At 59.8% G+C, this 14,738-nt stretch carries 15 protein-coding genes; 9 read left to right on the top strand and 6 right to left on the bottom strand.

Annotated elements, in window-relative coordinates:
* Position 1: 1 nt before the first annotated feature.
* Positions 2 to 769 carry an MBL fold metallo-hydrolase gene (locus RJ40_RS09405; RefSeq protein ID WP_265580601.1) on the bottom strand — a complete coding sequence of 256 codons (768 nt, stop codon included), beginning with the start codon at positions 767 to 769 and terminating at the stop codon, positions 2 to 4.
* Between the two features lie 835 nt (positions 770 to 1,604).
* Here RJ40_RS09405 and RJ40_RS09400 point away from each other — a divergent pair.
* From RJ40_RS09400 to RJ40_RS09375, 6 genes are all read left to right on the top strand, one after another.
* The gene (locus RJ40_RS09400) at positions 1,605 to 3,110 is read left to right on the top strand and encodes a P-loop domain-containing protein (RefSeq protein ID WP_265580600.1); all 1,506 of its coding nucleotides are present in this window, start codon (positions 1,605 to 1,607) and stop codon (positions 3,108 to 3,110) included.
* A 232-nt stretch (positions 3,111 to 3,342) separates the two neighbouring features.
* Complete coding sequence (locus RJ40_RS09395; RefSeq protein WP_265580599.1) at positions 3,343 to 5,637, top strand: ABC transporter substrate-binding protein; 2,295 nt, start codon at positions 3,343 to 3,345, stop codon at positions 5,635 to 5,637.
* A 50-nt stretch (positions 5,638 to 5,687) separates the two neighbouring features.
* Entirely contained in the window at positions 5,688 to 6,686 is a 999-nt protein-coding gene (locus tag RJ40_RS09390) for a radical SAM protein (protein ID WP_265580598.1), read from the top strand.
* Complete coding sequence (locus tag RJ40_RS09385; protein ID WP_265580597.1) at positions 6,683 to 7,849, top strand: hypothetical protein; 1,167 nt, start codon at positions 6,683 to 6,685, stop codon at positions 7,847 to 7,849. Before RJ40_RS09390 ends, RJ40_RS09385 begins: the two co-directional genes overlap by 4 nt.
* 13 nt (positions 7,850 to 7,862) lie before the next feature.
* Positions 7,863 to 8,897 (top strand): FecCD family ABC transporter permease, encoded by a 1,035-nt coding sequence (locus tag RJ40_RS09380; RefSeq protein WP_265580596.1) that lies wholly within the window; start codon positions 7,863 to 7,865, stop codon positions 8,895 to 8,897.
* Positions 8,894 to 9,700 (top strand): ABC transporter ATP-binding protein, encoded by an 807-nt coding sequence (locus tag RJ40_RS09375; protein WP_265580595.1) that lies wholly within the window; start codon positions 8,894 to 8,896, stop codon positions 9,698 to 9,700. The genes RJ40_RS09380 and RJ40_RS09375 overlap by 4 nt, the downstream gene beginning before the upstream one ends.
* Here the strand turns inward: RJ40_RS09375 and RJ40_RS09370 are convergent.
* Positions 9,690 to 10,502 (bottom strand): amino acid kinase family protein, encoded by an 813-nt coding sequence (locus RJ40_RS09370; RefSeq protein WP_265580594.1) that lies wholly within the window; start codon positions 10,500 to 10,502, stop codon positions 9,690 to 9,692. The two genes, RJ40_RS09375 and RJ40_RS09370, sit on opposite strands and share 11 nt — an antisense overlap.
* Positions 10,503 to 10,586: 84 nt before the next feature.
* On the opposite strand from RJ40_RS09370, the gene RJ40_RS09365 reads away from it, so the two are divergent.
* The gene (locus RJ40_RS09365) at positions 10,587 to 10,820 is read left to right on the top strand and encodes a hypothetical protein (RefSeq protein ID WP_265582558.1); all 234 of its coding nucleotides are present in this window, start codon (positions 10,587 to 10,589) and stop codon (positions 10,818 to 10,820) included.
* Between the two features lie 18 nt (positions 10,821 to 10,838).
* Here the strand turns inward: RJ40_RS09365 and RJ40_RS09360 are convergent, their stop codons facing one another.
* Entirely contained in the window at positions 10,839 to 11,603 is a 765-nt protein-coding gene (locus tag RJ40_RS09360; RefSeq protein ID WP_265580593.1) for an amino acid kinase family protein, read from the bottom strand.
* 138 nt (positions 11,604 to 11,741) lie between these two features.
* Between RJ40_RS09360 and RJ40_RS09355 the strand changes: the two genes are divergently transcribed.
* Positions 11,742 to 11,969 (top strand): hypothetical protein, encoded by a 228-nt coding sequence (locus RJ40_RS09355; protein WP_265580592.1) that lies wholly within the window; start codon positions 11,742 to 11,744, stop codon positions 11,967 to 11,969.
* Between the two features lie 16 nt (positions 11,970 to 11,985).
* Positions 11,986 to 12,336, top strand: coding sequence for a hypothetical protein (locus RJ40_RS09350; RefSeq protein WP_265580591.1), 351 nt, complete (start codon positions 11,986 to 11,988; stop codon positions 12,334 to 12,336).
* 21 nt (positions 12,337 to 12,357) lie between these two features.
* On the opposite strand, the gene wtpC is transcribed toward RJ40_RS09350, so the two are convergent.
* Genes wtpC through tsaA form a run of 3 tightly spaced genes read right to left on the bottom strand, consistent with a single transcriptional unit; the run spans position 12,358 to position 14,737 of the window.
* Positions 12,358 to 13,404, bottom strand: a complete 1,047-nt coding sequence (gene wtpC, locus RJ40_RS09345) for a tungstate ABC transporter ATP-binding protein WtpC (RefSeq protein WP_265580590.1) — start codon at positions 13,402 to 13,404, stop codon at positions 12,358 to 12,360.
* Between the two features lie 11 nt (positions 13,405 to 13,415).
* The gene (locus RJ40_RS09340) at positions 13,416 to 14,252 is read right to left on the bottom strand and encodes an ABC transporter permease (RefSeq protein WP_265580589.1); all 837 of its coding nucleotides are present in this window, start codon (positions 14,250 to 14,252) and stop codon (positions 13,416 to 13,418) included.
* Positions 14,201 to 14,737 (bottom strand): tRNA (N6-threonylcarbamoyladenosine(37)-N6)-methyltransferase TrmO, encoded by a 537-nt coding sequence (gene tsaA, locus RJ40_RS09335; protein ID WP_265580588.1) that lies wholly within the window; start codon positions 14,735 to 14,737, stop codon positions 14,201 to 14,203. The genes RJ40_RS09340 and tsaA overlap by 52 nt, the downstream gene beginning before the upstream one ends.
* Position 14,738: the final 1 nt, after the last annotated feature.

Below are 14,738 nucleotides of genomic sequence, written 5' to 3'. Positions count from 1 at the left end.
TTCAGATCCTCACCGTTTCCGATACCGCGTGCTGGTCGCCGACGATCAGGTGCTCGATCCCGTCATGGGAAACATCTCTCGCGGTCTCTTCCGCCTTTTCAGGAGTGTTGTTCACCTCGGAGAGGTGAGCAAGCATCACTGCCGAGAGATCCTCTCCGATGTCGGAGAGGCAGGTCGCCGCGGCATTGTTGGAGAGGTGACCGAGTTTCGACCTGATCCTCGCCTTGAGGAATGCAGGATAGGGCCCTTCGTCAAGCATCCTGGGACAGTGGTTGCTCTCCAGGACGACGACGTCACAGCATCCGAGGGCCCGTTCGATCCGCGGGGTGACGATCCCGGTGTCCAGGCAGCACCCGACGCGGACTCCGTCGGCTTCCAGACGGTAGCCACAGGGCTCGGCGGCGTCGTGGGCCGTGGAAAAGGGGATCACCGAAAATCCAGAGATTCTGAATGGATCTCCTACCGATACCCTCCGCGTCGCCACCGGTTTTGTGGAGGTCCGCGCATCCAGAAATCCAGCCAGTGTCCCCCCGGTTCCGACCACCGGCACCTCGAACTTTCTGGCAAGGACGTCGGCCCCCTTGATATGGTCAGTATGCTCATGGGTGACCAGGATCCCTCGCAGGTCGCTCTCGTCCCCCCCGGCATCGCCGATCCGCTTCCTGATCTCCCGGGCGGAAAGCCCGGCGTCGATGAGAAGGGAGCCTTCCTCTCCCTCCACATAGATGGCATTGCCCTTGCTCCCACTTGCAAGGATGGTGACCTTCATTGCTGTGTACTGGGCGCCGGGCGGTATTAGTGATTTTCAAAGAGTGGTGGTGGACCCCATATCCAGAAATGATCTGAGGCTTGAACACCTCCTTGATCCGAACCTGCCGCCTCCTTTCACCGAATATTCTCTGCTGTCTCACGAGAAGATAGGGCCGGGGGGACGGCATGGCGCGTGTTCCTGCTGAGAATAGATCAGCCCTCTCTCCGCCTCAATCTTCGTGGATCATGCCGACAGGGAGGCGTCATGATCAGACCGGCCGCCCCTCATCACCAATCTTATCTGTCATCTCGCGTGAGGGTGGGGGCGGAGCCCCTGGCGTGAGCATTGAGGGAGGCGTTCGAGTCGCGCTTGCACTCAGAAGAAAGGTAAGGGATTACCATGAAAATGATCCTGAGGATCATCTCTCCGGGTTTGCATGATGGATTAAATTCTCTAGACTCCTTCGTGAGTGATACGCAGATGACAGAGAGACCTTCTGAATGATCGACCTTTTGCCTTCCCGCCCCTATCTTCATCCCGGGGGTCCGGGGGCAGCGCCCCCGGCGTGAAGGTGTGGGAAGGCGTGGTGATCAGGCGTGCCGCCCTCATCGCAGAATCTTCATCCCAATCTCGCGCCGGGGGTTTCACCCCCGGACCCCCCACGACGAAGATAGGGGCGGGGCGGCAATAAGGCGGTGTTCCCCCGTGGTGTCCTGCTCTGAAGGCGGAGCACGGATCTAAACACTCTGGAGACCCACGATCATTTTCATTTCGTATGCTTGAGCCCAAGGTTCATGCCCGATTCTACAAAGCCGGAATAACATTCAATCGTGTATGCATGAGCTCGGGGTTCATGCATGGATTCTCAGAGCCGAATTCTCCAGGGCCGACACTCGAGAGTCTCTCCGGCACCTCGCAGAGGAAACTCTTTGATGCCCTTCTATCCAAGATCATCATGATGGGCCGGGACGGATGGATGGCGGCGACCTTAGAGGTGGTCGGGGCGGCGGGCGGGGTGGTCGACCTGCCGCGGGTGCGGGAAGGGACGAACACCTTTGTCATCCGCTCGCCCGACGGCGGGGCCCTCCAGTTCTCGGTTCCCCTTCTCATACCTTTCCCGCTCCCCCCGGAGATCGATGCCGGCGGTGCGGACGGCGCGGCCTGGGCCGTGATCGAAGCGGTCAAGAACGGCGCACCCGACGACCCCCGCCTCCACCCTCTCGGCGGACTGGACACGCCGCGGCCGCAACGGTACGCCGGGTGGACCGAACCGGTCACCCTCGTCCACTCTGAATCGGCGATGGGCTCAGGGCTCTGGAAGTCCGACCTGGAGAACGTCCTGGCCGAGGACGGGTTCCATTGCACGGTCAGGGGGGCGCTCGCATACCCCGGGCCCCCCGACCGGCAGACCATCCGGAGCCTCGGCGAGCGCGTGGCTGACCTGGCTGACGGGATCCGTACGGTAACCGAGCGTGTCCCCCGGAGTGCGCTCATGGACGCGGTCCTCCTCTCCCTGGACCAGAAAGGTCTCAGAGACCGCCTGCCGGCGATGGGACTGGTCGCCTTTCTCGGCGACGGCACCAGACCGGCGCGGGTCTACACCCCCTTCCGTCAGCACCACCGGATCGCCGGACCCAAGGATGGGGTGCATATCCCCTTCCAGTGCCCTGAGGCACTGGAGCCGGTGGAGGTCGAACTCCCGGCAAGCGGACGGGTCGTCACCGGCCTTGGGGTGAGGCGCAGAGAGGCGCTGGTCATCGCAGGATCGAATGCCCAGGGGAAGACCACGCTCATCCAGGCGATCCGGGCCGGCGAGGACGATCACGCCCCCGGAGACGGGCGAGAACTGGTCGTCACCGTAAGGGGAATCAGAACCGCAGAGGCGGGAGGGCTCGACCTCAATGGCGCCGATGTGAGTCTCTTCTTCCACCGCCTCCCGCCCGGCATGACAGGGACGCCGAAGGCCGCCTTCGGCCAGGGGAGCGGGTCGATGACGATGGCCATGCAGTTCGCGGCGGCGATACGGGAAGAAGCGCCGCTCATCGTCGTGGACGAGGATCGGGCGGCAGCCAACCTCCTGGTCACAAGTTGCCTCCAGGAAGAGGACGTCACCCCGCTTGCCGGTCTCCTCGCGGGGAACCGTGCGGCCCTCGGCGACGCGGCGCTGGTCATCGCCTCCTCCTCCCTCGACCCCCTCATCGCCCAGGCCGACCGGATCCTGGTGCTGCGGGGACACCGGGCCGACATGATTCATCCAGAAAGATTCAGGGAGACCTATCGAGAGCACCTGCAGGCCCTGATCCGGCAGATGGAGGGAGGCCTGGCGGCGCGTGACGACGCACATGACACGTTCTCATAATCTCTGTACGAATCGTGTGAATTCTGTTTTGAAATCCATTTTATTCTCTGATAGGTATTCTTCCAGAAATTCCGGGAGATCATATGCCCGGAAGGAGGGTTAAGTTAATGATGTTAAATTAATTAACAGGGGTAATCAGATGACAATCTATTTCCATGGGCCGGAAAAATTCTATTTTTGAACCTCATTGTGAGTTTCATCGGTTTAAATTAAATTAATGTGGAGATGAACCATGGATAGAACGCTAACCGCCATTTTACTGGTAGCAACCATCGTTGCCGCTGTAGTTGCAGGTGCGGCCATCTTTGCACCTGCCGGGCAGCAACCGGATCAACCGCAGACGCCGACTCCGGAGAGTACAAACCCCCATCAGGGCATTACGGCCGCCCCGGAGTCGCACCCCACCCTCACCATCGTACCCACCATCTCTCCGACAAACGAGACGCCGGTCCCGACCCCAACGCCGGAAAATACCACCGCACCTGAAGTGACGGCCAATGTCACCGAAACCACCCCTGCATCGTCATCAGACTGGGAGGATTCCGGGAGCGACAGTTCGACGCCATCATACAGGACAGTCACCGATATGAACGGCGACACCGTCAGGATACCGTACACCACCCACCATGTCGTGACCCTCTACACCCCTGCGGCCGCTATGGTCATGGCGATCGACGGGGATGCAAAACGCCTGGCGGGCATCGATCGCTTTGCCTCCATCGACGAAGGCTTTCAGACCATCGACCCATCCATCTCGGATATCCCGGTCGTCAGCGGGACCGGCATCGAGGTGAACAAGGAAGCGATCCTCGCTGTCCACCCCGACGTGATCATCGCCGGTTCCTGGTCGAAGGGAGGACTCGATGAGGTCGGTGTACCGGTCGTCTACCTCAACACGAACGGTTTCGACGATGTCACCGGTGCCCTCACCGTCATCGGGGATGTCCTGAACAAGAAAGAACGCGCCGAAGACCTTGTCTCATACCTCGGTGACAGACGCTCGGCCCTTGTCGAGATGACCGGCGAGATCCCGGAGGCCGACCAGGACAACGCCTACATCACCTGGAGGTCGCCGCTCCACACCTTCGCCGGCGGCGAGTTCCACTCCCAGTGGGCACATGACGCGGGATGCCGCTTCGCCTCCGAAGAACTCGTCGGCCACCGCCAGGAAGTGAACTTCGAGCAGGTCGCCACCTGGAGCCCCGACGTGATCATCCTCAGCAACAATGGTGACCCGCAGGCCCTCCTCACCGACCCTGCCTGGCAGGAGATCAAGGCCGTAAAGCACGGCAAGGTCTACCGCATCCCGCGCTTTGTCGGCGACTGGGGCAGCCCGGTTCCCGAGGCGGTCCTCGGTATGGAATGGCTTGCAAACGGCACCTACCCCGAGACCGTCGACCTCGATATGGTCGCCGAGGCCCAGGACTTCTACAGCCTCTTCTACGACTACGATCTCTCTGAAGAGGAGGCCCGCGAGATCATGGGTCCGATACCTGCTCCCCACGTCAGGACCGTCACCGTCACCGATGGTGCAGGGAGAGACGTCGAGATCCGTCTCCCGGTGGAACGGATCGTGACCAACTATCCCCCGGCTGTCCGGATGGTGACCACGCTCGGAGCTGCGGACCGGTTCGTGGGCGTCGACTCCATCACTCAGTCGCAGACCGACCAGTTCGTCTGTCTCCTCAACCCAGGGATCGCCGACCTTACCTGTGTCGGCAACCCGAGAGATCTTAACGTCGAGACTGTCCTCGAACTGCAGCCCGACCTCGTGCTGGTCGCAGGATGGAACAAGGAATCCCTTGAAGATCTCGAAGACAAGGGCCTGACCGTCTTTGGTGTCGTCGCTGAGAACCATGACCAGATGAAGAGCACCATGAGCCAGCTTGGAAAAGCTCTCGGGTCTGATGACGCCGCCACTGATTTCACCGAGATTTATCAGAACACCCTTGACGCCGTGACGTCGCAGACCGGAGACCTCCCTGAGGAGCAGCGGCCGAAGGTCTATCTCGGCGGGTGGAACGGGATCTCCTCCTCCGCCGGCGGCGAGATGTTCCAGAGCAGCCTCATCGAGGCCGCAGGCGGCGAAAATGTCGCGTCGGAACTCGCAGGAACCCGTTGGGCTGATGTCAATACCGAGCAACTCCTCGCATGGGACCCTGACATCATCTTCCTCGTTCAGTATCAGAGCGTCTCCACACCCGAGAGCGTGATGAGCGACCCTGACCTCCATAGCATCACCGCCGTCAAGAACGGCCAGGTCTACTGGTTCCCCTCCAACATCTGCGAGTGGGACTCGCCCTCGCCGCAGACCGCCCTCGGTCTGGAGTGGACCGCAAAGACCCTTCACCCCGACCTCTTCAAAGACACCGACGTGACTGCGGATGCAGACTCCTTCTATGAGCAGTTCTATGGGACGTCCTTCACTGAACTTGGTGGGACCGTCCCCGGCACCACCTTCCCGGGCCTGAAGACCACGACTCCTGTCCCCACCACAGTTTCGACTGAAACAGGTGCAGAGGCCTGAGCCAGATCCAGGGGCGCCCCCGGCGCCCTCCTCTTTATGAGATGCACACCATGAGATGCCACTATTGTGATCAAGGTTGTAACCTTGACGAAGGAAAAACCGGGATCTGCGGGACGTATCACCTTTCTGAGGGACGCGTTCTGGAACGCTTCCCGTACCGCTGGTCGTCCTATTTTGCCAGCCACATCGAGTCCCTCCCGTTCTTTCATGCGTATCCGGGATCCCGCGCTCTGCTGGTGGGCACGGCAGGGTGCAACGCCTCCTGCCGATACTGTTCCAATGCATATGTGGCCAGGACCGACCCGGCCACCTTCAGATACTTCCAGATGGAACCCGAGGCACTGGTACGAAAGGCCCGACTTGCGAGTTGTCACTCGATCATATTCGGGATCAATGAACCGACCGTCTCTTTTCCTTCTTTCAGAGATCTCGCTCTCGCCGCGCATGCCGCCGGCCTCCAGGCAGGCTGCCTCACCAACGGCTGCATGACCGGGACGGTCGCTGAAGAGATGGCGCAGGTCTGCGATTTTGTGAACCTCAGTGTCAAGTCGCTCTCAGAAGAGTTTTATCGGGATTACATCGGGATCGATGCCGCAAAGACCGTCCTCCGGAACCTGAAGACTCTTGCCGCCGGCTGTCATGTGGAGGTGACGACCCCGATCATCCAGAGTGTCAACGACATCGAGATCCCGGAGATCGCCGCCTTCATCCGTTCGATAGACTCGAATATCCCCTGGCACGTTTTCAGGCTTCTTCCGGAGTATGAGATGAAAGACGAACGCTACCCCGACATTGAAGAGATCACCTCCCTCCTCACCGGGGCCTGCAAACACCTGCCCTATATCTACTTCTCCAACTTCGCAGGGTCGCAGTGGACTGATACCCGCTGTCCTTCCTGCGGCAGGGCGGTGATCACCAGGATCAGTCCGGGAGGGTGCGGAGCGAAGTTGACCGGTTACCATCTCGACGGCGACCGGTGTCCCACCTGTGGGACGAAGATTCCAGTCCTCGGCGGGCATCGTCCCTGGGATCAGGAGGGCACGGCATGACCGCCCTCGGGATCCTTGATGCCGTCGGCTGGCAGACCGTCTTCGACCTTGAGAGTGGGCAGGAGAGAGAAGCCGATGGGCCACTCTGCAGCATTGCCAGAAAGATCCAGCAGGACCATCCTTACCCCGGAGATCAGGAAGCGGGGGCGATGGCCTGGGTTACCGATACCGCCCTGGGCCTCACCCGGCGATATAGCCCCGAACTAGTTCTCCTGAACTATGCAAACCCCTTCTTCCTGCGCACCTTCTCGGGTCTCAGTCGGGAGGCATGGCTCGGAGCCGTCGCCACCGCCTTCGTTGAGGCCGGACGTTTCATTGAGGAGAGCGGCTTCTGCCCGGTCGTCCTCGGGACCGGATCGCTGACGCCGGTGATGGGACGGGTCGACCTCTCGACGATCGACGGGATCGAGAATGTGACCGGCCCTGTCCCCACCTACGCAGCCGTTGATCGCCCTTCCACCCGGGATCTCAAGGAGATCGAAGAGATGGACGGCATCAGGTGGGCCATGACGAAGGACGAAGTCGTCAGGCAATTCCGTCCCTGCAAAGAGCAGGCACACCGTCTCCCCGACCTCCTCCTCGCTGCAGAGCAAGGATGGATCTTCCGCGGTTTCGGGAGTGTCACCAGACCGGTCCATGCAATTCCCGGGCTGGACCGAGAGATCCCGATCCACAGTGACGCCGGCACGATCCGAACACTCCCAGAGATCAAACCGACTGTCCTCAGGAGACTTGAAGAAGGGGACAAAGTCGCCTTCATTATCATCGAAGGAGTAGGGACCGACAATTTTCTCCTCCCGTGGACGCGGTGCGACAACACCTTCGGGGAATTCATCTATCCCCAGGGGGGCGAGCAGTACCTCGCGGCCATGACCGGCGAACACCTCAATCGTCAGCCCCATCCTCCTGCATACTTCCACTTCCGGGAAGATGACGAGAATAAGCCCTATCCCTTTTCAGGTTACTTCACCGCACTCCCTGAGAGGACTCTCGGGGGCGACTGGTCGGGGAAGAGCGTGGCAGTCGGGAGCAGGAGTACCCTCACCCATCTGACCACCGGCGCCGATATCGCTCTGGAGTGTTATGCTCGCAACCTGTACAATTTCGGTACCCTTGCCGTCGTCAGGGAACAGAAAAAGAGAGGGGATGAACAAGGTGAATAGAACGGCACCGAGCGTGAAGAGTAGAGACTCCATCGTCGCAGGAACACTCTGCGGCCTTCCTATCATTCTTTTCTTCGTCTCTCTCTTCCTCGGGAGGTTCAGCGTCGATCCCCTCACGGTCCCGCAGGTTCTCGCTGCAGCGGCCCTTGAGAGCATCCCCAATTTCCCTCTCTCGATCCCCCACACCTGGCCGGACGTCGTGGATACCGTCATCCTCAAAGTACGGTTCCCCAGGGTCATCGCCGCCCTGCTTATCGGGACCGGACTTGCGGTCTCCGGCGCCTCATTTCAGGGGCTCTTCAGGAACCCACTCGTTTCCCCCCATATACTTGGTGTCGCATCTGGAGCCGGGTTCGGTGCCGCCCTCGGGATCATTCTCTCAGGCGAGACCTGGGTCATTCAGACTTTCGCCTTTTCTTTTGGTGTCCTGGCCGTCGGACTAACATATACCCTTGCCAAGATCTACAAGACCACCCCTACGCTGGTTCTGGTCCTCGCCGGGATCGTTGTCGGTTCCTTCTTCTCGGCCCTCATTTCGCTCCTGAAGTATATGGCCGACCCTTATGAGAAACTCCCGGCAATTGTCTTCTGGCTGATGGGCAGTCTTTCCAGTGTGAAAGCCGGCGACCTCATGTTTCTCCTCGTCCCGATCGTTCTCGGCACCACGGTTCTCCTGCTCATTCGATGGCGGATCAATGTCCTTGCCATGGGCGAGGACGAGGCGCGCACCCTCGGTGTGGACACGGCCAGAATGGCCCGGGCGATCATCCTCTGTGCCACCCTTATCACAGCGACTGCGGTCTGTTTTTCAGGGGTCATCGGATGGGTTGGGTTGGTCGTCCCCCATATCGCCAGGATGATCGTCGGCCCGGATTATCGGAAATTACTGCCCCTTTCAGCTGCGATAGGCGCATCGTACCTTCTCATCATCGACGACCTCGCCAGAACTCTGACCGCGGCCGAGATCCCGCTCGGCATACTCACTGCGATTATCGGGGCGCCGGTCTTCGCCTGGCTCCTCAAGACCAAGAAGGTGGGGTGGTCATGATCCTCCAGGTCAGCGATGCGGGGTTCTCCTATGACGGGAGAAGATCGATCTTTGAAGGCATCTCCTTCTCCCTGGACACAGGCGAGTGTCTCTGTATCCTCGGTCCGAACGGCACCGGCAAATCGACGCTGATCAAGTGTCTCCTTAACCTCCTTCCTCTCGGACAGGGATGCATCCAACTCGCAGGAGAGGAGATCGCTGACCTTTCCAGAACTGAGATCGCCAAAAAAATTGCTTATGTCCCACAGAGCCACCAGATCGTTTTCCCTTTCACGGTGGGCGAACTGGTACTCATGGGCAGAACTCCTCATCTCCCGGCTTTTGCAGGACCGGGGAAGAGTGACAGCACGACTGTTCAGGCCGCGCTGGAGACCGTCGGGATCGCACACCTCGCCGAACGGCCGGTCTCTGATATCAGCGGTGGCGAACTCCAACTTGCCCTCATCGCCCGGGCCGTCGCCCAGCAACCTGAGATCCTGATCCTCGACGAGCCAACCTCCCACCTCGACTTCGGCAACCAGATCAGGGTCTTGCAACTTATCGATCGCCTCGCGAGGAATGGGATAGGAGTGATCATGACCTCTCACTTCCCTGACCACAGTTTTGTGGTCCGACAGACCGTCGCGATCATGAAAGGCGGGAACTTTATCGCGGTCGGACCGCCGGAAGAGGTGCTCACCCCACAAAATCTCGGAGAGGCCTATGGGATCGATGTCGCCGTTCCCTATGTGACCGAGGCGGGGCGGCAGGCATGTGTTCCGAAGATCATTCTTAAAGAGAAGGGGCCAGGGTTCATCCCCTGATCACCGTCCCGATCCGCTCCCCCTTCACCGCCTTCGTGATATTGCCGGGCACATGCCCGTTGACCACCTTGATCTCTTTCACATGTTTGGTATTGAGAAGGAGTTCAACCGCCCGGCGCTCCAGCACCAGGTCTTCCAGGTCCATGGCAAGAAGATCCTCTGCCGAGATCTCGGCGATCAATTCGGCGCCGGGGTTGACCCTCGGATCCTCGGTGAACTGCCCGTCAACATTCTTCGCAAGGATACAGTTCTTCGCCCCCATCACCTCGGCGATGAGCACCGCACCGGTGTCAGTCCGGTTCGGCGGGATCGATCCCACCGAGGGGGGTTGCTCGTACAGCCCGTACGGTGGGGTGCCGTGGGTCACCGGGAGAAGGCCGAGGGCGATGATCGTCGGGAGTTCGAGGAGATCGGCGGTGTGGACCCGCACCCCCCCATATGAAGAAAGAAGAACAGTCATCATGATCGCGTTCTGCTCGCTGATCTTGCCAGCGAGTTCGGCAAGCACGCCGGTCGGCATCCCGAGGTCGATGCCGATGTCCATGATATGCCGCACCCGTCCGCCGCCGCCAGTCACCACGAGCACCTTCTCCCCGGCCTCTTTGAGGGCCCCGATCTCATCCACGATCGGGAAGACCACTTCCCTGCCATAATCGATCGTCCCGTGCCCGCCGAACTTGATCACGTTCAGGTCGGGCATGATCCTGATCTGCGGGATATCCCCGGTCCGCCGCATTAGTCCTTTCCGTACCAGCGTCTCGCCCTGCAACCCGGACTCCAGTTCATATCGACCAGATTTCATACCGTCACCTGACGAATACTATATATCATGAGATTTATAGTGGCGCCACCATGGCCCCGAGTGGCCAGAGGGGAAGAGAAGATGTTGAAGGTTTATGCGAGAGAGAGGCAGAAGGTCGGCAGCGGCGTCAAGCAACCGAAGTACCGCGTCGTTGCCGTTACCGGGGGGAAGGGTGATGCCGGACACCTCAAGGTCGAGGCGACCCATTTCAGGAAGACCGAGATCGAGCAGATCGCCGCGGATGTGGGGGCCGAGATCATCTGGCTCGAAGCGATGCCCGAGGAAAAACGCGGCGAGATGAAAACCGCCGCCAGATAAAAGAATGAGATAAGGAGGTCAGGCCCGGATCAGGGTCCCGATCTCCTCTCCTTTTACCGCTTTCGTGATGTTGCCGGGCACATGCCCGTTGACCACTCTGATCTCTCTCACATGCTTGGTGTGAAGGAGGAGTTCGACTGCCTTCTTCTCGAGGACCATGTCCTCCATGTCCATCGCAAGAAGTTCTTCCGCCGTTATCTCAGAGATGAGGTCGGCCTCAGGGTTGAGGCGCGGATCTTCGGTGAAGAGGCCGTCGACATTTTTCGCAAGGATACAGTTCTTCGCCCCCATCACCTCGGCGATGAGCACCGCACCGGTATCGGTCCGGTTCGGTGGGATGGACCCGATCTCAGAGGGTTGTTCATAGAGACCGTACGGAGGAGTCCCATGGGTCACCGGGAGAAGGCCGAGCGATGCGAGGGTCGGAAGTTCGAGGAGGTCGCCCGACGCCACCTGTGTCCCGCCATATGGCGAGAGAAGGAGGGACATCATCAGGGCGTTCTGCTCGCTGATCTTGCTGGCGAGTTCGGCGAGCACACCGGTCGGCATCCCCAGGTTGATCCCGATGTCCATGATGTGTCTGACCCGGACGCCACCGCCGGTCACCAGGAGCACCTTCTCCCCGGCCTCCTTGAGGGCCCCGATCTCATCCACGATCGGGAAGACGACCTCGCGTCCGAAATCGATGGTCCCATGACCACCAATCTTGATCACATTCAGTTCGGGCATGATCCGGATCTGCGGGATCTCTTCGATCTGCCGCATCAGCCCTTTTCTGACCATCGTCTCACCGCGGAGCCCTGAATTCAATTCAAACCGTTTTGCTGTGATGGTATCACCTATGAAGAGAATATTTATACGTAGGGAGATATAACAGAGCGTATACCAGTTGGTATATCAACTGGATATCAGGTGATTTCCATGAAGATCTATGTTCGTGAACGCCAGAAGGTCGGCAGCGGTGTCAAGCAGCCGAAGTTCCGTATCGTCGCCGTAACCGGAGACAACAACTCCAGGAGACTCTGGTTGGAGTCCAAGCACTTCAGAAAGAACGAGGTTGAGGTCATCGCCGCAGACCTCGGTGCCGAGATCGTCTGGCTCGAACCGATGCCAGAGGGCGAGCACCATCATAATAAGAAAGACGAATAATCTCTTTACCTGTGTTATGTCTGCACTGACCTCAGGTGAGATTCTCACAGCAGTTGCACGGATTCTCATCTTTGAGGACGGTGCCATCACATTTCTCTGCACCAAGGACGAGATCAGCATCAGGTTCCCCAAGACCAGACGCCTCGCCGCCTATCTTTCGGTCCCCCATTACTATGTCATCCCGGTCCTCGCCGCCATGGAAGAGGAGGGATTGGTCACCCGCACCGAGCGGGTCGGGGTCTCGACCAATACAAAGGGGACGGCAATTCTCTTTTCCAGGATCATGGAGGACTATCCAGAAGAAGTCGAGCAGATCCTCGGGCCTGACCTCCTCGATGCGATCAAGGGAAGGATCTTTGGCAGGTGACACGCACCCGCCTGAGACCTATCAGAAGATCTGGACAGACGAGGCTTTAAAGGCCACAGAAACAGTGCCTCCCTCAACCAGACCCATTTCAAGATATCCCTGCCGGGTAATCAGCACCGCCAGGGGGATCCCGCAGTCGACCGTGATCCTGACGGTCGCCCCATTATCGGCGATCTCTTGAACCGTCCCGGAATACCGGTTTCGTGCACTGGAATCGATCGGCCGCGGCGAGATCAGGATCTCTTCTGGCCGTATCGAGACACAGACCTCATCGACGTCAACAGAGGCCGTCGAGATCATCCGGACGCCATCGACAGTGACCTCGGAGATCCCATCCTTCCTGACACAGGTGCCCTTGAAGAGGTTCTCCACACCCACAAAATTCGCCACAAACTCGCAGTTCGGTTTTCTGAAGACCTCGTGCGGTTCGCCGACCTGCACGATCTCGCCGCCCCGGATCACGGCCACGCGGTCCGCGAGCGAGAAGACCTCCTCGAAGTTATGGGTGACATGGATCACCGTGATCCCGTAGAGGTCGTGGAGGTGACGCAGTTCTCTCCTGAGTTTTTCCCGTGTCCGCCCGTCCAGTGCGCTCAGCGGTTCGTCGAGGAGGAGGAGCGCGGGCTCCATCACGATCGCCCGGGCGATGGCCGCCCGTTGCTGTTCGCCGCCGGAAAGTGTCTCTGGATAACGGTGGAGGAGATGATCGATGCCGAGAAACTGAGCGGCTTCTCGCACTTTTTCTTCGATCTCCGATCGCTCCACCTTCTGGTTCTTCAACCCGAAACCGATGTTCTCCGCGACCGTGAGGTGGGGGAAGAGCATGTAGTCCTGGTAGACCATGCTGATCCGCCGCTCCCGCGGGGGCGCATCGGTGATGTCCCGGCCGTCGAGGATCATCCTGCCGCTATCCGGGGGATAGATCCCTGCCAGCGTCTCAAGGAGGATCGTCTTACCGGCACCGGTCGGCCCGATGATCACCAGGTATTCGCCGTCGTTCACCTGGAGGGTGGCGTCTTTGAGGACAAACTCCCCCATGTCCTTGGATACGTGTTCAATTTGTAACATTCATCCGCCTCCTATAACCTGACGCTCCCGCCATAGCGTTCAAAGACGTAGAGCGAGGCGATCGAGATGACGATCAGGATCGTCGCCGCCGAGATGGCCAGGTCCAGTTCGCCGCAGGACATGTTGAGGAAGAGGGATATCGGCAACGTCTCGGTCTTCATCCGCGTCGCACCGGCGAGCATGAGCGCGGCCCCAAACTCACCGATCCCCTTCGCCCAGGTGATCACCCCGCCGGCGATGAGACCGCTCGTCGCCATCGGCAGGGTGACCCGCCAGAGGGCCTGGACGTCGGTGCACCCGAGGGTCTTTGCCACGTACTCGTAGCGCGGACTGATCGACTCGAAGGTCGAGCGCATGATCCTGAGCATGAACGGGAAGTTCACGAAGACCTGCGCCACCACGATCCCGAGGGGCGTGAAGATGAAGACCAGTCCCGCCTCGGCGAGCGCCTTCCCGATCGGGGTGGTTCCGAAGAAGAGGAGAAGTCCCACACCCGCGACGAGCGGCGGGAGGGCGAGTGGCATGTCGACGATGGTATTCACCACATTTTTGCCGAAGAAGTCATATCTCGCCAGGGCGTAGGCCGAGGGCACGGCGATCAGAACGCAGATCGCGGTCGATGCGACCGAGGTGACGATCGATAGATAGACGGCAAACTGGATCTCGCGCGAGGCGATGGAGGAGAGGAGTGCGGCGGGGGATGGATGGGTGACGACCAGGAGCAGCAGGACGATGATGAAGGTGGTGAGGAGGGCGGCAACGCCGATCGTCACCGCCTTCAGGGGATTGGGGGCATTCACAGATTCACCCGGTCGCGATGCCTGAGTGCCTCGGGGGTGCTGTTCCAATCCCTGACATCGTCCACATGCTGGTCGTCCACCCATCCGCTCCTGACCTCCTCGCGGTGGTCGAACTGGTGGACATAGGGCTTGACGTCAAGGAGCGGGGTGCCGTCCAGGGTGTCCACGCCGCAGACGTCGAGCACGTTGCCGCGCACGCCCTTCAACTCCACGATCGAGATCCCGATCGGGTTAGGGCGGTTGAAGTGGCGGATGGCAAAGATGCCGCGTTCTTTCTGGAGGTCGAGGAATGGTTTCTGGCGGAGCATGGCACCGTTCGCCTGGTGGAAGTGGTAAATCAGGATCAGGTGCGAGAAGGTTTCGATATCCAGCAGCCCGGCCTCGTACTCGGGGAACAACTCTACAGTGCCGCATGCCGAGTTGAATATCCCCTGGATAGGGGTGTTCTCCTGTTCGGTAAAGGGCGTCCTGATGACGCCGATGGGCCGGTAGGTGACCGGTTGTCTTGTCGGGTCGATTGATTCTGAATGCATG

The organism is Methanofollis aquaemaris (assembly GCF_017357525.1).
Classification (GTDB): Archaea; Halobacteriota; Methanomicrobia; order Methanomicrobiales; family Methanofollaceae; genus Methanofollis; species Methanofollis aquaemaris.
The sequence above is the reverse complement of the archived record's forward strand: the minus strand, read 5'-3'. Positions and strand labels throughout refer to the sequence as shown.

Bases quoted from the DNA above. Each gene is read 5' to 3' on its own strand.
- tsaA (WP_265580588.1), bottom strand. From the start codon at position 14,737: ATGCATTCAGAATCAATCGACCCGACAAGACAACCGGTCACCTACCGG.
- wtpC (WP_265580590.1), bottom strand. From the start codon at position 13,404: ATGTTACAAATTGAACACGTATCCAAGGACATGGGGGAGTTTGTCCTC.
- RJ40_RS09370 (WP_265580594.1), bottom strand. From the start codon at position 10,502: ATGAAATCTGGTCGATATGAACTGGAGTCCGGGTTGCAGGGCGAGACG.
- RJ40_RS09375 (WP_265580595.1), top strand. From the start codon at position 8,894: ATGATCCTCCAGGTCAGCGATGCGGGGTTCTCCTATGACGGGAGAAGA.
- RJ40_RS09360 (WP_265580593.1), bottom strand. From the start codon at position 11,603: ATGGTCAGAAAAGGGCTGATGCGGCAGATCGAAGAGATCCCGCAGATC.
- RJ40_RS09385 (WP_265580597.1), top strand. From the start codon at position 6,683: ATGACCGCCCTCGGGATCCTTGATGCCGTCGGCTGGCAGACCGTCTTC.
- RJ40_RS09350 (WP_265580591.1), top strand. From the start codon at position 11,986: ATGTCTGCACTGACCTCAGGTGAGATTCTCACAGCAGTTGCACGGATT.
- RJ40_RS09395 (WP_265580599.1), top strand. From the start codon at position 3,343: ATGGATAGAACGCTAACCGCCATTTTACTGGTAGCAACCATCGTTGCC.
- RJ40_RS09400 (WP_265580600.1), top strand. From the start codon at position 1,605: ATGCATGGATTCTCAGAGCCGAATTCTCCAGGGCCGACACTCGAGAGT.
- RJ40_RS09355 (WP_265580592.1), top strand. From the start codon at position 11,742: ATGAAGATCTATGTTCGTGAACGCCAGAAGGTCGGCAGCGGTGTCAAG.
- RJ40_RS09390 (WP_265580598.1), top strand. From the start codon at position 5,688: ATGAGATGCCACTATTGTGATCAAGGTTGTAACCTTGACGAAGGAAAA.
- RJ40_RS09405 (WP_265580601.1), bottom strand. From the start codon at position 769: ATGAAGGTCACCATCCTTGCAAGTGGGAGCAAGGGCAATGCCATCTAT.